Raw genomic sequence first — 18,844 nt, 5'->3', positions numbered from 1 at the left:
AATCTCTCCTTTTATGTTTTTGTTAAATTGCAGTAAATCCGCCATCAATCGGCACAACTACACCATTTATATAAGGTGCTTTACCAGTCAATAGGAATGTAACAAGCTCTGCAACTTCCTCTGGCTGGCCAAGACGCTTCTGAGGAATCGGTTCTGTCGCATTTTTAAATGCATCTGGATTCTTCTCTTTGTATTCACGAACCATCGGCGTCTCTGTAGTACCTGGAGCAATTGCATTCACAACAATTCCTTGCTCAGCATACTCAGCAGCCAATGTCTTCGTAATACCGACCATCGCATGCTTCGTTGCAGAATATGTACCAACTGTTGCCTGACCGACAACACCTGCTGTGGATGATGTATTGACAATACGACCGCCGCCATTAGCAAGCATTACTTCCAATACATATTTAAGACCGTAAAGGGCACCGTTAAGGTTGATTCCTAGTACCATATCGATCTGCTCAATTGTGTTGTCCACGAATTTCACACCAGGACCGGAGATTCCTGCATTATTATAGAACATATCAATGGTCCCAAATGCCTCGACCGTTTTATCCACATAATGCTTCACTTCTTCTGCCTTGCTTACATCAGCTTTTACGAATATAGCTTTTGATCCTTTTTCTTCTACTAAGCGAACAGTCTCCAGACCAGCTACCTCAGATACGTCAACCACGCTGATTGCGACACCTTCTTCTGCTAGTCTTAATGCTGCTGCTTGCCCAAGACCGCTGCCGCCGCCTGTGACGACTGCTACTTTATGCCTACCCATAAGCAAAGCCCCCTTTTAATAGATATAAATAGGTTAATTTACCCACTCTACATGTAAGAGCTTACACCTTTGCAGAAAATACAGCAAGCGATTTGCAATCGTGCAGAAAACTTTTTTGTACACTTACGATTATTATGTTCATTTAAATAAAAAAGTAATATTTATGACTGTTAGAAGTGATGCTGCCCATGGTTTCCTATTAAATGCAGGTTGCGAATCAAGTTGGGGTAGTGTGCGAGAGGATCAGGGTAGCGGATTTGTCCGGCAATACCCATGCATATAGCCGCTTTTCATTTTGTCTCCGCAACAAATGTCTCTTTATGAATCAGATGCATCGATGCTGATGGGAGATTAACTAGCTTCCCACGTAGAAAATCAGGTTTTATTGGAAGCTCCTCAATTTTTTCTAAAGGAACCCATTCATAATGGAACTCCCCGCTTTCAAGAGAGATGACTTCTCCCGTTCCTGGAAGCCTATTTTCAACATCCTGCATTAAATAAATAAAGCTGAATTCATGATAAGGACGCCCTTTGTAGATAAAGAAGTTCTCTACTGACCATAACAGCCGTTCTGCCTTAGCAGGGACACCAAGTTCCTCCTCGAATTCCCGTTCCACAGCCTGCGCTGAGTCTTCTCCTAACTGGATCCGCCCGCCAATCAGCGTCCAGAATGGATCCTTCTTGTTCTTATGCATCAGCACATGATTATCCTTTACGATAATGCCAGCTGTCCGGCAATTCAGCATCTGTTCTCCTAAATCAACGGTTAAATCCTGCGTCATTTGCTTTCCTGCCTCCTATTCTTCGATTGCTTGAACCATGTAATATGGACCGGCACCGTGGTTTGAAGGTACCACTACCTTTCGTCCAGTCTCCGGATAATAAGCCGAATGGAAACTCACACCCGGATCAAAGCCAACAACATAATACTTCTTGATTCTCTCTGCGTCTTTTTCTATCCAGACACCGTATCCGTAAGAAGATTCCTCATCTACTTGGATATGCGGCTTCAGCAGTTCCTCAGTAAATTCTGCGTTCAGAAGCTTATGCTGAGTCAGCGCATCCCAAAAACGTGCCATATCAGAAGCACTCACATATACCCCACCGTCCGCACCGCCTCTTACCGGCAACGCATAAATATTGGAACGATACTCTTCTTCCTCTTTAATATAGCCGATTGCAGTATTCCCCGGCAGTTTGTCGAATGCAAAATAGCCAGCTTCTGTCATTCCAGCAGGTTCAAAGATATGCTTTTGGACAAAGCTCGTAAAAGGTTCGCCAGCCAGTTCCTCTACTACTAATCCCAATACAATGAAAGCTGCGTTATTATAATGGAACCGTTCGCCCGGCGAAAACATCATTTTCTTGTCTTGGAATAATGGCAGAAAATCCTCACCAGATCTAACCCGGTACATCGGCAATGTTTGCCATAACTCCTCAAAGTCATCCATTTCTTCTTCATCAAAATAATCCGGTATACCAGACGTATGTGTCAGCAGATGGTGAATTGTAACGTCTTGATGGAAATGTGGAAATACTATTGGGAGACAATCTGTTAACTTTGTCTGAAAATCCAGTCGTCCTTGCTCTACTAGCTTTGCTATCGCCACAGCTGTGAAAATCTTTGCTCCAGAAGCTATTCCGAACCTTGTGTGCTTATCAAATGCTAGCTTATCTTGCTTATTCGCATAGCCATTTTGGAAGAAAAAGCTTTCCCGATCTCCTTCCACATATGCCACACCAGAGAAATCTATTTCTTTTGCTACCTTTTCCAACTTATTCTTTAATCTGCTCATACTTGAATATCCTCCTCTTTTGAATCTTCAAAATACTTACAGCAGTCTACTAGTAAAAGAAGCAGCCATCTGCCGACCGGCGCCGCCAACGGCAGCAGTAGGAATCCGTAGATAAATCCCCATACTATAATATCTCCGACCGCTAAGTTTTCCAGTTCATTTCCCCATACAATCCTATGCGTCGTCAGGGAACCAATCGTTCCGGCATAAGTGACAACAACATAAGCCATGATGCTGCTGATGACCCATTTAGCCCCTTCCCTGACTCGGTCAATTTTCTTGAATTGCGCTCCAGCAATACTGAAAACCACCAGAAAAGGCACAATGACCTGAAGAAATACCCCGATATACATTATCGAGGGGGCGGCCATTAGAAATGAAGAGCTGACAACAATTCCAAAAATAAATGTACAAAGTACAGCAGCCATGATACTGAATGCAGCCCCAACAATCATTCCTTTCACACTCATGCAATCGACCCCTATTCTTCACTCACAAACCATGTTACCATAATTGGAAATATATTCAGGATATAAAAAGTATGAATGGGGTTGGTTATATGCGCATTTCTATCTTTCATGGAGGACAGCTATGAAAATAAAAAAAGCGGACAACTTAGTTGTCCGCTTTTCAAGTAGTAGAAAGACCTTTCCCACCGAGCGTGTGTAGGGTATTGATACGTTCCATCCCAGTTATAAGAGGCTTTGCCCGTCGGATCAATGTTTGTGTCGCATCTAAAGCAAGTGAGGCTTGATGAGCTGCTTCATCCTTCCATACTTCGTATACATATACTGCTTGCGGCTCTTCATGAGACACGCTGACCTGATATATCTCACAGCCATCTACATGCCCCATTGCCTCTGCTGCCTCCAGCAGTATCGAACTCAATTCATCTCTATCATTTTTATTTACTAGAAATTTGCCGTACAAGCCGAATTTCCCCATTCAATCCACCCTTTCGTGATAAACAGTTTGAAGGAAAAATACGACATGTTCTAGACGAATCCCTCTATTTGGAACGTAAAGCCGTCTTATTCACACTTCGGAATGACCAAACTGCAAAAGCAAACGAGAAGATTACTAATAAACTTCCGACATGCGCTGTCGTCTGCATCGAGGATGTAGCGCCGTTCACAAGCCCACCCACTAACGAACCTAATGAAATACCGATCTGCAACGCCGAATTGTTGAAACTCTGGTGTATCCCCGCTGTCTCTGCATCCGACTCAATGATATAGTTCTGCAGCGGCGGTGCCAGACTCCAGCTTAATGCAGCCCAGATTACCATAACTACTAGGAATAATGGGAAGGAAACCGTAGAGAACGGAAGCAGGAATAAGATAATTGCAAATGATGCCACTACGAGAATGATACTTACTTTAGATCCAAATTTATCTGCCAGACTGCCTCCAAAGGCACCTCCGCCAACAGCAGCAATACCGAAGATAAAGTAGCAAATACTAATCCATTGCGTATTCAGACCTAACTCCGATTCCAGGAAAGGTGTGAAATAAGCATAAATCGTATAGTGACCTGCAAGCAGGAACAGCATTGTTAAATGTGCTGTCAGCATCTTTTTATTACGCAGTGCTTTCAGCTGCGATTTCAAGGATTGCACTTGATCTACCTCAATACGATCGAGCGTGAACGCGATCAATATCATAGAAAGCAAAGCCATTAAACCGATGAACAAAAATAGCATTCTCCAGCCAAAGGCATCACTGACGATAATACCAATTGGTACCCCAAGTACAAGCGAAGAACTAATCCCCATGTAAATAAGACCGATTGCTTTCGCACGATGCTGCTGCTTCACAATTTTTGCCGCTATCGTCAAAGAAAGAACTATAATTAATGCTGTACTCATTGCAGTAATAACGCGAGCAATCATGACAAATAGGAAGGACGGACTCATATAAGTGATGACATTCCCAATTACAAATATACCAAGTGTCAGCAGCAAGAGCTTCTTCCGCTCAATATTTGCAGTCATCGTATATAAAATCGGGCCTGACACCGCATAGACCAAAGCGAATACCGTAATAAGCTGCCCCGCCTGACCAATCGAAACCTGCAGATCACTCGCTATGGTTGGCAATATCCCCCCGACAATCAGTTCAACTAACCCTACCGATATAACAGAAATAGCTAATATAAAGACTCTGAAATTCAATTTCCATTTCCTTTCTATATCCTATATTCGAAAATGGCACATAAAAAACTCCCCAATCACAGATTAAAAATCTGTAATCAGGGAGTTATGGCTCCTGGTAGAGACCCTCAAACCAAATTATTGAGGTTATACAGTGTAACACGAACGTATTCCATTTTCTTATAGCATTATAGCAAGATACTGACATTACTGCAAGATGAAGCAAGCACCAGAGATGCTCTCTATTTGACTGCCAAAATGTTTAAGCTTTCATGGTTGCTTTATCGAAAAAACTCGATATACAATAGACTCATGAATACAATCGAACTATTCAAAGCTTTGTCGAATGAGAAACGACTGCAAATACTGCATTGGCTTAAAGAACCGGAGAAGCATTTTCCCAAGCAGCAGGCACATCTGCCGAAGGAGGTTCATTACAAAGGCGGTGTCTGTGTCGGGGACATTCAAGAAAAAGTCCAAGCTTCTCAATCCACGGTTTCGCAATATCTGGCCATGATGCAGCGCGCAGGGTTATTGGAGTCCATTCGTTATAACCAATGGACGTATTACCGCAGAAATGAAGAAACAATTCAGAAGCTAGCAGCTTACCTGGATAAAGAATTGTAACGACTTACAAGGGATCCTTTATGGATTTCTTTTCTTTCACTTTGAATATCGGTTTATTACGATATACGGAAATGTAAATATACATCAATTGGAGTGACACGATGGCTTTAACTAAGAAACAAACATTTTTAGCATTCACATTAACTTTACTGACATTCGTCATGGGAACAAGCGAATTCGTCATTGTTGGCTTACTGACAGAGGTAGCTGCCGATTTAAACGTAACGGTAGCAACTGCCGGAACACTTGTATCGGGATTTGCCATTGCCTATGCAATCGGCACTCCCCTCTTAACTGGCTGGGTAAGCCGCTTTCCGAAATATCCCTTGATGCTAACACTTATCGTCGTCTTTATTCTAGGTAATATTATCAGTGCGTTAACTTCATCCTTCGGCATTTTACTTGCAGCACGAATTGTGACAGCAGCAGCGAGTGGTGTTCTTACTGCTTTAGCAATGACAGTAGCAAGTGACACAATGCCAGCAGCAAGACGTTCTTCCGTTATTGCACTTATCTTTGCCGGATTCACAATCTCCAATGTCTTAGGTGTACCGCTTGGCACATTCATAGGCCAATTAGGCTCATGGCATCTGACATTCTGGACAACTGCACTACTCGGGGTGGTCGCCTTCATTATCAGTCTGTTTATCTTACCAAAGACAGCAGCAGGCGAGAAAAGCTCTATAGTGAAGCAACTTGTACTATTTAAGAACCCAAAAATCCTTGTTGGGTTCTTTATCCCGACGTTCAGTATCGCTGGAACTTATACAATCTACACGTATATCACGCCTATTATCGAGAATGAATTAGCTATTGCATCCAGCTCCGTAGGACTTGTCTTGCTTGCATACGGACTCTTTTCTATCGGCAGTAACTTCCTGGCAGGTAAGATTGCCGGACGTAACGGCATTGGAGATTTACGCTATTCGTTTATCATTCAAGCAATCATCATTGCCTCCCTGTACGTGACAATGGATATTACTATTGCTGGATTGATCAGCATCATGCTGATGGCAGTCATGATTTACGTTATGAATGCAACCATTCAAATTTATCTGATGGACCAAGCAGCAGTTTATTCGACGGCGGCCAGGGATTTTGCTTCCTCGCTGACTCCTGTTTCCGTTAATATTGGTATTACACTTGGTTCCGCTTTAGGTGGAGTGGTCGTAGCATACGGAAACCTGCCTAACCTTGCGATTGTGGGCGGGATATGTGCCCTTATCGCCTCCCTATTATCGTTTATCAGTTATCGAATGGAGAACTGATACCAATACATGAAAAAGACAGGTTGTGATCAACCTGTCTTTTTCGTATGTAAGAAATCAGATTTAGTTATTGCGTACATTTTTACATCACGCTGTACTCCTTTTATATAAAGCAACTTACGCAATGTCCCTTCAAATGACATACCAGCCTTCTGCATGACTTTCTCCGAACCGCTATTTTGCACATCACATTTCGCTTGAACCCGCTCAAGTTTCATTCTTTCAAAACCGAACTGAATGACTTGCTTTGCAGCTTCTGTCATGTAACCTTTACGCCAATATGGCTGCGCAAGTACGTAACCAATCTCGCCCACATGATGATTTTGCTGCCAAGAGACATAATTGATTGTACCAATCATGCGCTTCTCTTCCTTAAGCTCGATTCCCCAAAAAACAGCTTGATTACTTTCGTATAAACTAAGAATGATATCTAGGAATTGCTGTGTATCCTCAATCGTTTGGTGAGTAGGCCAGGTAACAAATTCAGAAACAGCTGGATCCGAACCGTAGGCATATATTGCTTCTACATCTGATGGTGTCAATTTACGAAGAATAAGACGTTCGGTTTCTAAGGAAGGAAGATTTTCAAGTACGTATTCTGTTTGCATTTTAAAACGACCTCCTATTAACTCTCTTATAGCTATTTTTACATATATATCCACTATAATAAACTAGTTTCACTCGTTACCAAAAAACAAAAAACTCCCCGATTACAAAATAACTGTAAACAAGGAGTTCTATCAAAATGAAATTCTATCCTAGATATGAACGATATATATTCTTGCCGTCCTTCTTTGCTTGATACAAAGCAGTATCCGCACTGCGCATTAGCTCATATCCCTTTTTACCATGAGCCGGATAAAAGGCTATTCCGATACTGGAGGTTGTCTTAAATAGATTTCTGCCTATGTTCCAAGCTCTTTGGAAAGATGCCCGGATGTTATCAGCAATGCGGATAGCATCCTGTTCTTCTTCTATACCTGGCAGAAGGATTGTAAATTCGTCTCCGCCCTGTCTAGAAAGAACATCCTCATTTCGCAGGCATTCCTTCACCCTCTGAGCAAATTGGTTAAGCAGCTCATCACCAACATCATGTCCGAGTGTATCATTGATATATTTGAAATTATCTAAATCCAAATACATCACAGCTACCTTGTTCTTCGTTTGCTTCGCCTCTTCCAATGCTTGATCCAGCTTTTCCTTAAACAGCCGTCTATTTGGCAGTCCAGTCAACGTGTCATGATAAGCCATATATGTCAGTTTCTCTTCAAGCTCCAACCTTTCCGTTATGTCCCTTGAGACAACGAGGAAATGATTAAACACACCATTTTCATCAAAGATTGGATTTGCTTTCCCCTCCAACCAAATCCAATCACCTCTAATATTCTTAAAACGGAATTTTAGCACTGTACCTTTTTGGGTCGCAACCATTTCATCCAGCTGCTCTCGCACCTTCCTCCGGTCATCTATATGCATGAAATCTCCTGCATATTTTCCTTCATACGCTACAGCTGGAAACCCGAGTACTGTTACGTGAGATGGAGAAGCGTACTTGAAATAGCCATCCCAATCTATAATGCAGAGCAAATCAGTCATATTCTCCGCAATCAAGCGATAGCGCGCTTCACTCTGCCGTAACGCTTCTTCTGAGTTCCTTCGGTCAGAATTATCAAGCAGAGAAGCTGCTTCCTTTCTATCTGTGATATCCACTGAACACCCGATTACCTCGACGACCTTACCGCCTCTTATGACGGGACGCAAAGATGTGACATATCTTAATCCCTGCACATTCGATTCGTAAACGACGTTTTCTTCCCCATTCCATGCCCGTTCATAATACGGCATCTTTCTGTCTGCTTCTTCTTGAGAAAGGAATTCTTTCAATTCCTTTCCGATAAGTTGCTGCGGAGTAAATTGCATACGATAAATCAGTTCGCCATCACTGAAGCCATGGATAAACCGCCCGTTCTTTTTCGTGAATTTGAAAATCATGCCTTGCTGCTTCCGGACAGCTTCCTGCAAGTCCTGCTGCGTTTTTTCTACACCCCATTGGAGCCAGGATTCTCTGGAGGTCTCTGGAGAAATGCCTTCATTAGGGATGATTCCCTCCAATTTTGGAATGATGTTCACAAATTCCTCTGGCGATACTGGCTTACTGAAAAGATACCCTTGGGCTTCATCACAGAGATTCTGCTGAAGAAAGACAAGATGATCTTTGAATTCTACACCTTCAGCAATAACCTCGAGCTTCAGTTGATGTGCCATTGCGATAATCGTTTTAACGATAGTCGCATCCTTGCTGTCATTGGTACAATTACGCACAAATGACCGATCTATCTTAATAGAATCTATCGGGAATTCCTTTAAATGATAAAGTGAGCTAAATCCTGTGCCAAAGTCATCCATACTGATCCGGACACCCATCCGCTTCAGCTGATGCAAAACTGGCAGCACAGCATGGACATCCATTGTCATGCTTTCCGTTATCTCCAGCTCCAAGTATTCGGGAGCGAGTCCTGATTCGTCTAATACAGATTGTACCTTCTCCGCCAAATCACCTTGATACAGCTGAGGGGCAGATAGATTAACCGCCACAATCATAGAAGACAAACCCTGTTCCTGCCACGCTTTATTCTGCATACACGCTGTCCGAAGCACCCATTCCCCGATAGGCAGAATCATTCCTGTCTCTTCAGCAGCAGGAATAAAATCCAGCGGGGAAATGATCCCTTGCTCAGGATGCTCCCATCGGATCAGCGCTTCCACTCCGCACAATTTGCCTGTCTTCAGATTGAGCTTCGGCTGATACAGAAGACAAAATTCCTCCCTCTCAAGTGCGAGATGCAGCTCTTCTTTCCATTTATCTTTATTTGGTTTATATACATTCACTATCGCAACACCTCGATTTGCTAAGTCTTTAACTCATGCTGCTGGTTGCTGGGTAATAAATTTTATTGTCTTATATGGCCATAGTTGCTCCTGCTATATACGCTACATGATTATACAACCAACCCCGGCTGTATACGACACTTTCCATTAATCCAATTATAGGAAATGAAAGAACAGCTTTATTGTATCTATACCCTATAAGATAAGCTGTGATTCTTTATGCAATATAACAACGAATTAAAACCGCCAGTGTTATATCACTGGCGGTTGTTTGTATTAAATAATCTAAGCTATGGCAAGGCGCAATGAGGAATGTATACATGAATGGGAGTATAGCAGTATCGGATTACGAGCGAATAATGTTTGAGAATTAAAAATGAGATAATCCGCTGGCAGCACCAACGGGTTATCTCATTAAAGTATAGAAACGTGAAAGTTTAAGTTTACCACCAGCCGCCTCTGACCCTTATACTCTCCCTCAAAATAACATAAGAATGCTCTATGCCTTTCAATAGCAATATATTCTCCTCCAAACGCTGCCTCAATGCTTTATTTGCCTGTCCATCAAAGCAATCCTCTAGCGCTTCCTTGAGTTTTGTATGCTCCTCTGAAAGGGATTCAATATGGTAGCACCGCTCTAAATACTTCTTATAAAACTTCTCATCTGCTTCTAAATCGTCCTTGATACTTCTCTCCAACTCTTTCTTTTGCTTCCGTCTCTCAAGGAATTCATCAAATTCATCCAGTATTTCTATCATTCTATCATGCCTTCCACTAATGAATTAGAACCTCAGCCAACCTGCTAACATTTCATCAATATGTGCAAAATCTTTCGCCATCTTGTTCATATTGTGTGCGATTTCTCCAGTGTCAGATTGTGCATCTTTTAGAAATTCAATCACTTCATCAAAATAATCCATCTCAAATAACATCGGAATACCATTTGGACCACTTACCGTCAGATCCCGATAGATATCATCTACATCGGAGCCATTCAGCTTATCGTACCTTCCCGCACCAACCTGACCTTTGAATTTACTCTTCGCATATTCCATCGCCGAGAGATAATCATCCAAGAACTGCATCATCTCTTTTTTAGTCTTCGCAATAAGATCTTCACTAGCTTCTACTTGTGCTGCATAAGATTTCATTAATTCGGTTTGAATAACAATGGGGAAATCTGAAACACCACTATTTTTTAGGAAGAGAGGTGATGTGGAGATAGCAGCGCGTAGTTTTTCATCAAATAGAAGATTTGATTTGTAGTAGCCATTTTCATCATATAGATTTGTATCTGTGTAGTTCTTTATACCATGAGATCCAAGCTTGTCAGCCAATTGATCGCCTAAGCCATCTTTCCCCGCTGGGTCTTCCATATAATAGAGCGAGCCGATTGTTTCTTCGTGGAACATAGCAACCGCATCACTAGGGTAGGCATATGTAATGATCTTATCCTTATAATCTCCTTCGCGAACACGGTTCTGCTCCTCTTCACTTAAAAGGCCATAGGCATCTGCTGCTGCAAAGGTAACCGCGTTAGAATCATAAACGACTGCACAATATTGACCAATCCCGCCTCCAAGTGAATGTCCCGTAAACGTTATATTTTCTGCACCGTATTTATCCACGTATTTCTTTACAGCCGCTTTTGCTTCTGTAAATTGATTCTTGTTGGTAAAAGTAATTGTGCCATTGTCGTTCAGCTTTGCATTTCCAGTCTGCAATGCAGCGTCTTGAGATGGTGTAGCTACATAAGCAGTAGTTCCATACTCCTTTTTGGCATAGTTTGAATTACCACCGACTACACCGAAAGCATCTTCATAAACATCTTTAAGAAACCCGGAATAATCTACCTTTTTATCAGATTCATAGATTACAGTATCACCTTTAAGCGTGGCTCTATCACCAGCCTCACTCATAATGGCATTCTTCGTAGGTTCGTCCAGACCTTTAAGTTCCACTTCTTTTGTGGTAGTTTTAGGAGGTTCAGTACCGCGGAAGCTGATGACGATTTCCTTGGTTTGGGGGTTTTCTAGTACATAGCCGTATAAGCCTGTTTTTTTGTCTTCAATTATTTCAACCGTATTCCAAACTATTTTTTCACCATCAACATCTTTTATTTTGAATGATTTCTTCCCATCATTGTAAGCACTCTCTGATAGTTTACTTGCAACATAATCTGTTAAATTATCCCCCATAGATAAGCACTCCTTTCTTTGATATACTAATCCCGAGGTGTTATTATGAAAAAAATATACATATTACCATTATTTATTATATTTTCCATTATACTATTGGGAGGTTGTAATGTGAATTCAGATCAGAATAAATACGATGATGTAACTACCTCAAAAGTTAAAGATACTGCAAAGAACTTTATTGAAAATAATTATGAAGGTATAGAATCTATCGAGTTAGAAGAACCATATACTGCTCCAATGGGTAGCTTAACAGTTGATGGAACTGTAAATGGTAAAACAGGTTTCTCTATTAGCTTTGATGAAAATCTAGAAGTAACAAGCATAGCTGAAGATGAAGATTTTCCAGAGGAAAAAGAAGAGTGTAAAGAGCAATTTTGTGAATAGAAGTGAAGGTCATTACAGGTTAAATTTGATGATAAGACTGCTAAGTAAATAATTAGCAGTCTTTTTTATTTAGACTTACGTCATAAATATAACTAAAGTAAAGGTTTCAGCTTACTGTTAGATGGCTAAGTAATCTAAATAAGTTATATTTTGTTATGGAGGATGTTAATATGAAAGACCTTAAACAAGCTCTAAATCATCAAATCGGCTTAGGAACAGCACCACTCGGAAACATGTTCCGCAACGTCCCAGAGGCAGAAGCTATAGAAACGATTCAAACCGCATGGGATCAAGGTATTCGCTATTTTGATACTGCCCCTTTCTATGGTGCAGGCTTGGCGGAATTACGCTTAGGTAAAGTCCTTTCCAAATATGATCGGGATGAATATGTAATCAGCACAAAGGTAGGCCGCTATCTTACCGATGAAGAGGAAGATAAGGAAGGCTTGTATGAAGAAGGACGTAAAAATAAAGTGATCACAGATTACACGGAGGACGCAACGCTTCGTTCAATCGAACAAAGCTTGGAACGTTTACAAACTGATCGAATTGATATCGTTTATGTGCATGATCTTTCTCCTGACTTCCACGGAGATGAGTGGATTGCCAAATTCGAAGAAGCGCGAACTGGAGCTTTCCGTGTTCTGTCACGTCTTCGCGAAGAAGGCGTCATCAAGTCATGGGGACTGGGCGTCAATACGACGATTCCAATCGAAGTAGCGATGGAGCTGGAAGAAGTACAGCCTGACTTGTGCTTATCCGCCACGCAATATACACTGTTGCAGCATAAGAAGGCGTTGCAGCGCATGCTGCCGACTGCAGAGGAAAAAGGTGTCGGCATTGTTGTCGGCGGTGCATTTAACTCAGGAGCCCTGCTCGGTGGTCCTTACTTTGACTACAAAGAAGCACCAGCTGAAATCAAAAAGCGAGTAAAACAATTCGAAGAAATCGCCCAGCGCCACGATGTCAGCTTAAAAGCTGCGGCTCTTCATTTCTCTACAGCTCATCCAGCGGTTGCAGCCGTTATTCCTGGCTCTACACGTCCTGAACGAATCAAAGAGGACTTAGCAGCCATGAAGGCGGAAATACCAGCTGCATTTTGGCAGGAACTGCTGGATAAAGAATTGATTTCATCGGACGCACCGCTACCTAACTAAGATACAGACAACTAACAGCAACTATATAAAAAAAGGCTAACTCCCTTCGATAAGGAGTTAGCCTTTTTGATTAGTGCTGCTGATTGATATACGCGTTTTTCCCCGCTCCCATACCCACAATCCAAAGTACTACAGCTACAGCAACCAACAATGCTAGCGGCACTGTCCAGCTTGACGTAACATCATGAATTAAGCCAAATAATGTTGGCCCTACTGCGGCTAATAGATACCCGACAAACTGTGCCATACCTGATAATTCTGCGGATTCCTGAGCTGAGTGTGTCCGTAATACAAAAAACATTGTTGCTAGACTGAACACACCGCCTCCGGCTAATCCGAACAGCAATACACTGATAACACTAATCCATGTGATACCCGTCAACAATCCGGAGAAGCTCATAACGAAACACAAAGCTATGAGGCTCACTATGCCCCTTTGTCCTACAAGACGACCTGCTAGGATCGGGAGCAAAAATGAAGTCGGCAAGCTGCAAAGCTGCGTGAGAGCTAAAAGCCAGCCAGCTGTTGATTCACTAAAGCCTTGATTTTGAAGTATTGTGGGCATCCAGGTAATCATGATGTAATACAATAACGATTGCAATCCCATGAAACCTGTTACCTTCCAGGCAAGACCCGATGACCATAGTTTCTTTCCTTTCTTAGGTAGAGAAATGGATGATGTTATTACTTTTTGGCGCAGCTGTGGTATCCAAGCGACCATCGTTACAAGCGTCAAAATCACCCATACTGCGAGTGAGCCATGCCATCCACTACCGAGACCGTTTGAAAGAGGAACACTAATTCCAGAAGCAAGCGCAGCCATCCCGTTCATGGTCATCGCATACGCTCCAGTCATCACGCCTACATTTTTAGGGAACTCCCGCTTAATCAAGCCTGGCAAAAGTACATTCCCCATAGCTATACCGATTCCTGCTAAAGCCGTACCAACAAAAAGCATCCATACTGGTGAGAAAAACCGCAATATAAGTCCAACAGCTATGATAATCAGTCCGGCAAATAAAGTTCTTTCAATACCTACACGCCTAGCAATTCTTGGAGCGACCAGTGCAAATACAGCAAAAGCAATCAATGGCAAAGTTGTCAGCATACCTGTTGAAGCATTCCCAATGCCTGTATCTGAACGAATATTGTCTATTAAAGGACTTAACCCTGTTATAGGAGCACGCAAGTTAGCACCGACAAGCAGAATGCTTAAGACTAACACAGCAATGCCAACACGTGAGGCGTTTTGTTTTAATTGATTAGATTGTTCCATATGTCTTCTCCTTACTCTGTCCAGCACGCCAGGAAAATCCCCAGCAAAGACACACCCCTTATAGGTGTATCCAACTCATTTTCTCTATTTCCTCCAAAAAGTCGTACAGTCTGCTTTTTCCATAATATTAAACTCTATCATTTTTTCTAGTAATGAATAATCAACTGGTCCATCCCATTTGATACGAACTAGCTGCTTCGTATGATCATAGCCTGCCTGAACAATATCATCAGAAAAATGATCTATTCCCGCCTTTTCCGGAGCAACAGCCAAATGCTGTTTGGCAATGCTGAAGGCAATAATAAATGTGCCATGATCTGTAAACATTGGCTGATTCCACGCTATTTTCTGTTCCATATTAGGATATTTCTCTGCCACCCATTTCAGCACTTCTTCCGTTCGTTCCCGATGCTGCGTGTTATCAATTTGAGCAAGATAATCTGCGAATGCTTTCATTTCATTACCCCCAAGAAAAATTATTGAAGATCTTATTGTATCTCTACTATAACCACAAGCCTAGAAAAAGAAAAGTTGACTAGAAATGGACTATTCTATTAACGACTTTATGCTAAGTTTTAGAATCTACCACAAGAAACTACTTACTATACCAATCAAACTGCACACTATACCTAACACTACAAACTTCCGACCTTTTAGTTTGCTCTTCTTAATCTCTCTATGCGCTATGTACGCAATCCCTAGTCCAAATCCACCTAGAGTTGCTCCATTATCCATAAAAATAACTCCTAAGATCGAAAAGATTCCTATAATAAGAGAGAAAATAGCTTGATGACAATACTCTGAAGCCTCTGTTTGGTTCTTAAATCTCTCGGTACGCAACATCATCACCCTAACATGAACTTTCACTTTATATTTTCCATTATAAACACTATAGGAATATTATTCCTTAACCATTTAAAATAACTGTTAGTACTTCTATTAATTTATAATTAAAACTGATGACTTGGGTAATATCTTATGGGCAATAAAGCAAAAGAACACCTCCTTCACAAGAGGTGTTCTCACTGCCAATTAGTTAGCCAGTTCTTTTATTTCCGTTTCGCTCAAAGCCTTCCGATACACTGCAACATCATCCATCTGCCCGCCAAAGAACGCATCCGCAGCATACCTGCTTCGCCCTAGATAATTTGTATTTCCGAGAACATCAGATGGGTTAGCCGTTATATTTTCATTTGTTCCTGCAAGCTCTCCATTCACGTACAGCTTTCCGGTGTCTCCTTCAAGCGTTACCGCAAGATGCACCCATTCACCTGTAGCTAATGCCTCATTAGTCGTGATATTCTGATCTACTCCATTATGAATCGTAAATCGCAGCTTGCCGCTTCCGTCAGATGGCGTGAAGAACATGTTCTTGCCGTTGCTTTCACCAATGTCAAAGATTCGCTGCCATGCTACACCGCCTTGCCAGTTCACCCAGGCGGAGAATGTGAAATCCTCTGCATCTGCGATAAGGGGAGAAAGTTCCACATACGAATCATTTCCATCCAACGCTAGCTTGCCATCATTAGTTTGAACAGCGTTCCCCTTCAGCTGCGCTGACAGATTGCTGCCTGATGAATCTGCCGCCTCGTTACTACCTGGATTATCAAAGTTATATTGAGCAATTTCTGGCTCGGAAGCCTGCTGTTTTACTGTCACTTGGAATGTTTTCGTATCTTTCTTTTTTCCTGCTTTAATCTTTGCGGTCAGCGTAGCTTTGCCATCTCCGCTTCCTGCCTCTGGCCGGTGAATCGTGCCATCAGCCTCAATCACTTTTGGATTAGATGAAGTCCACTCTATTGTGGATTCGTGGGTACCTTCTGTCGGCAGCTCTACATTTTGATAGAGATTATCGCTGTTCGAGATAGTAAGGTCCTTCTTCACTGCTGCAACAACTTCTTTATCTTTCATATCCTCCATTCGATTACCCCAGATTGCGACGCCTTTATCAGATAAAGCGGTGAATGTCGTATCATATTCCTGGGCTGCTTCATCCCATTGCCTTAGGAAGAATCCATTATACTTCTCGCCATCAATCGTTAAATTAACCTCATTATCTTTTCCGTGCTTCCACTTTCCTTTCACAGCACCTTCGACTTTCCCGTTCTCTTTCAATGTAATTTGCTCAGATGTTTTCACATCAGCAGATATATCTTTTCCATGGTTCACATATTGATAGTCACCAGCCATATCCTTGCGTTTAATCTTTGCTTCTTTCTCATTTGTATTTCGAGACGGCGCGACGACTGGCCACCCTTTATTGTTCATATGCATCTGATGCACCCGCACCTCATGCTCTTCACCACGCTCAGGGAAACGAGAATGGAAAATGAGGTAATGATTCTTCGTATCCTCATCATAAAAAGCAGTGTTATGTCCTGGTGAGACATAGCCAATACCCGGATCCTCTCCTGGATCACCAACCTTCTTCTCGAACAAGTTATTCCCAAGCAGCTTCACGCCATAAGGTTCAATCGACTTATCATCAAATAGAGGTAAATTCGGATCTGCCTTCACATCAATCATGTCATTTCCCTCTGCATCGTAAAACGGTCCATCCGGGGACTTCGAACGTGCCACCCGAATATTGTAGCCGCCAATAGCATCCAGCCCACCGAATGATAGGAACATATAATAATAATCAGTTTCCGGGCTGTACATCATAGCTGGTCCTTCAATCCGGCTATGGTTTCCGCCCATCAGCTTCTTCCCATACCCTTGCCCTGGAAGCGGCTTGCCTGTCTCTTCATCCATTTCCATAATGAAGATACCGCCAGAGTAAGATCCATACACCATCCATAGCTTGCCATCTTCGTCATAGAACACATCCGGATCTACCACATTCGGATGCTTTGTCGCATCATAAATCGTGCCATCCTCACTCGGCTCATCCCACATACCCGACTTCAGGATAATTCCAGTATCCTCATAAGGCCCCTCAATATCATCCGCCACTGCTACACCCATCGCAGAACGCGGCGAATCTCCTTTACACGCATTGTAATACATATAAAACTTCCCATCCGCCAGCTGAATGACATCCGCTGCCCAGAGCGTATTCGTCTGCGCCCATTCAAGCGTCTCCTTGAGTTCTTCCGTTACGTTGGGAATAAGCTTATTCCCATCACGTACACCCGAATCTACCATTTTCCATTTCATAAGGTCGTTCGTTTTTGCTGCAGCTAGGTGGGAACCGAATACATAGTACTGGTCGTCCACTTCAATGAAGGATGGATCATGGACGGAGGCATTCTCAAATACAGGTATCTTTTCTTTTCCGCCTTTATCCTTTGCCAGGGTATCCGAGCCTGGAATAGCAGGTATAAGTAATGCAACAGACAGCATCGACGTTACGAGTATACGCTTATTAGCTTTCATCTCTTTCCTCCTCAATATATGATAACGCTTTCAAATTACTGATTTAAGATTAAGAGGAATAGATAAAGTTGTCAATAAGTATAAAATCCTTGTTTTATAGACAGATTCTTTATAACATTCAGAATAAAAATCATGTATAGACGACATTCATAAACACTTATACGTACAAATATAATGTTTGAGCGTTTAGCAGAATATAGAACTAGAGAACCTCGTCAATTTTTCATGTTTGTAATTCAGCACCTAGTGGGAATGCAATATAATCTAATAAAAGGAGGATTCTTATGAGAGAAAATCCAAATCATACTCAACTTATTTACGAATTAGACCGGACGAAAACAGACGCCTGGGAGGAATTGCGTTCTGTTGAGGAAGAGATGACAGATGAAGATCGTAATGTGGTATGGACAAATGGAGGAAACACACATTCATTAAAATACCCCGTCTATAGCGAGCGTATAAACAAAGCCACGAATCTGCTATATACTGTCGGCGCAATAACTCCTATATACAATTGGAGAAGTAACGGATTGCCAAACCATTCACCTTCTAAGGAATTAAGTGTTGCAGATGCCATTCGCACTGCCACTTACATTGTACGCAGCGAACGATTTGGCGATGGAGCTATTGCAAGGGCAGCTGAGATTGGACTACTGGATAGCATTTTACATAGCTTGATTAAATGGTATGACGAGTAATAAATACCACACTTCTAATAATTTCTCTTTCACGATAAACTCTCAAAAGACTTGAAAGGTGATTAGTAGAAATTCTTATTAAGTAAAAGAAGAATTTAATATAAAACAGGCCGTCAAGACTTTCTTGACAGCCTGAGAAGTATATTCTATTTCATTCTTTCTATTTCTTTTTAAAACGCGGCTTACTAAAAAATATACCGATAAAAAATAATGAAAGCCCACTTATCATACCCCAGAACTGCT

Annotated in this window: 18 protein-coding genes and 1 riboswitch; of the genes, 5 read left to right on the top strand and 13 right to left on the bottom strand. The window is 41.9% G+C overall.

Translation table 11 applies throughout. From position 1 onward, the window contains the following. Nucleotides 1–22 precede the first annotated feature (22 nt). The 6 genes from GZ22_RS00310 to GZ22_RS00285 all read right to left on the bottom strand — a co-directional run bounded on the left by GZ22_RS00310 (nt 23) and on the right by GZ22_RS00285 (nt 4,744). On the bottom strand, nt 23–775 hold the full coding sequence (locus tag GZ22_RS00310) for an SDR family NAD(P)-dependent oxidoreductase (RefSeq protein ID WP_038557617.1): 753 nt from the start codon (nt 773–775) through the stop codon (nt 23–25). A gap of 290 nt (nt 776–1,065) precedes the next feature. Then, nucleotides 1,066–1,557, bottom strand: a complete 492-nt coding sequence (locus GZ22_RS00305; RefSeq protein WP_038557614.1) for an NUDIX hydrolase — start codon at nt 1,555–1,557, stop codon at nt 1,066–1,068. 15 nt (nt 1,558–1,572) lie between these two features. Beyond that, the gene (locus tag GZ22_RS00300; RefSeq protein WP_038557613.1) at nt 1,573–2,571 is read right to left on the bottom strand and encodes a serine hydrolase domain-containing protein; all 999 of its coding nucleotides are present in this window, start codon (nt 2,569–2,571) and stop codon (nt 1,573–1,575) included. Further along, nucleotides 2,568–3,041 (bottom strand): hypothetical protein, encoded by a 474-nt coding sequence (locus GZ22_RS00295; RefSeq protein ID WP_038557611.1) that lies wholly within the window; start codon nt 3,039–3,041, stop codon nt 2,568–2,570. Before GZ22_RS00295 ends, GZ22_RS00300 begins: the two co-directional genes overlap by 4 nt. A 160-nt stretch (nt 3,042–3,201) precedes the next feature. Then, on the bottom strand, nt 3,202–3,516 hold the full coding sequence (locus GZ22_RS00290) for a putative quinol monooxygenase (RefSeq protein ID WP_038557610.1): 315 nt from the start codon (nt 3,514–3,516) through the stop codon (nt 3,202–3,204). A gap of 64 nt (nt 3,517–3,580) precedes the next feature. After that, nucleotides 3,581–4,744 carry an MFS transporter gene (locus GZ22_RS00285; protein ID WP_038557608.1) on the bottom strand — a complete coding sequence of 388 codons (1,164 nt, stop codon included), beginning with the start codon at nt 4,742–4,744 and terminating at the stop codon, nt 3,581–3,583. Nucleotides 4,745–4,798: 54 nt separating this feature from the next. Then, nucleotides 4,799–4,898, bottom strand: a riboswitch (purine riboswitch). 137 nt (nt 4,899–5,035) lie between these two features. Between GZ22_RS00285 and GZ22_RS00280 the strand changes: the two genes are divergently transcribed. Continuing rightward, nucleotides 5,036–5,350, top strand: coding sequence for an ArsR/SmtB family transcription factor (locus GZ22_RS00280; RefSeq protein ID WP_038565330.1), 315 nt, complete (start codon nt 5,036–5,038; stop codon nt 5,348–5,350). A 101-nt stretch (nt 5,351–5,451) separates the two neighbouring features. Next, nucleotides 5,452–6,618, top strand: coding sequence for an MFS transporter (locus GZ22_RS00275; protein WP_038557607.1), 1,167 nt, complete (start codon nt 5,452–5,454; stop codon nt 6,616–6,618). A gap of 29 nt (nt 6,619–6,647) precedes the next feature. Here GZ22_RS00275 and GZ22_RS00270 read toward each other — a convergent pair whose 3' ends face one another. The 4 genes from GZ22_RS00270 to GZ22_RS00255 form a co-directional block, all read right to left on the bottom strand. Continuing rightward, nucleotides 6,648–7,226, bottom strand: coding sequence for a GNAT family N-acetyltransferase (locus GZ22_RS00270; RefSeq protein WP_038557605.1), 579 nt, complete (start codon nt 7,224–7,226; stop codon nt 6,648–6,650). A 145-nt stretch (nt 7,227–7,371) separates the two neighbouring features. Continuing rightward, the gene (locus GZ22_RS00265) at nt 7,372–9,507 is read right to left on the bottom strand and encodes an EAL domain-containing protein (protein ID WP_038557604.1); all 2,136 of its coding nucleotides are present in this window, start codon (nt 9,505–9,507) and stop codon (nt 7,372–7,374) included. A gap of 443 nt (nt 9,508–9,950) precedes the next feature. Next, nucleotides 9,951–10,265, bottom strand: coding sequence for a hypothetical protein (locus GZ22_RS00260; RefSeq protein WP_038557602.1), 315 nt, complete (start codon nt 10,263–10,265; stop codon nt 9,951–9,953). A 24-nt stretch (nt 10,266–10,289) separates the two neighbouring features. Further along, nucleotides 10,290–11,705 (bottom strand): Tle-like phospholipase domain-containing protein, encoded by a 1,416-nt coding sequence (locus tag GZ22_RS00255; RefSeq protein ID WP_038557601.1) that lies wholly within the window; start codon nt 11,703–11,705, stop codon nt 10,290–10,292. Between the two features lie 111 nt (nt 11,706–11,816). Here GZ22_RS00255 and GZ22_RS00250 point away from each other — a divergent pair, with 111 nt between their 5' ends. Next, nucleotides 11,817–12,092, top strand: a complete 276-nt coding sequence (locus GZ22_RS00250) for a hypothetical protein (protein ID WP_038557598.1) — start codon at nt 11,817–11,819, stop codon at nt 12,090–12,092. A 170-nt stretch (nt 12,093–12,262) separates the two neighbouring features. After that, nucleotides 12,263–13,249: an aldo/keto reductase gene (locus tag GZ22_RS00245; RefSeq protein WP_038557596.1), complete on the top strand. Its 987-nt coding sequence runs from the start codon at nt 12,263–12,265 to the stop codon at nt 13,247–13,249. 70 nt (nt 13,250–13,319) lie between these two features. Here the strand turns inward: GZ22_RS00245 and GZ22_RS00240 are convergent, their stop codons facing one another. From GZ22_RS00240 to abnB, 3 genes are all read right to left on the bottom strand, one after another. Next, a complete protein-coding gene (locus GZ22_RS00240) occupies nt 13,320–14,525 on the bottom strand; it encodes a CynX/NimT family MFS transporter (RefSeq protein ID WP_038557595.1) in 1,206 nt (401 codons plus the stop codon). Between the two features lie 84 nt (nt 14,526–14,609). Continuing rightward, nucleotides 14,610–14,981: an iron chaperone gene (locus GZ22_RS00235; protein WP_038557589.1), complete on the bottom strand. Its 372-nt coding sequence runs from the start codon at nt 14,979–14,981 to the stop codon at nt 14,610–14,612. A 576-nt stretch (nt 14,982–15,557) separates the two neighbouring features. Further along, on the bottom strand, nt 15,558–17,903 hold the full coding sequence (gene abnB, locus GZ22_RS00230; RefSeq protein ID WP_038557587.1) for an arabinan endo-1,5-alpha-L-arabinosidase AbnB: 2,346 nt from the start codon (nt 17,901–17,903) through the stop codon (nt 15,558–15,560). A gap of 284 nt (nt 17,904–18,187) precedes the next feature. Here abnB and GZ22_RS00225 point away from each other — a divergent pair, with 284 nt between their 5' ends. Further along, nucleotides 18,188–18,601 carry a DUF6508 domain-containing protein gene (locus GZ22_RS00225; RefSeq protein ID WP_038557585.1) on the top strand — a complete coding sequence of 138 codons (414 nt, stop codon included), beginning with the start codon at nt 18,188–18,190 and terminating at the stop codon, nt 18,599–18,601. The last annotated feature ends 243 nt before the right edge of the window (nt 18,602–18,844 follow it).

Origin of the sequence: Terribacillus saccharophilus (genome assembly GCF_000725365.1) — a bacterium.
GTDB classification, from domain to species: domain Bacteria; phylum Bacillota; class Bacilli; order Bacillales; family Amphibacillaceae; genus Terribacillus; species Terribacillus saccharophilus.
The sequence above is the reverse complement of the archived record's forward strand: the minus strand, read 5'-3'. Positions and strand labels throughout refer to the sequence as shown.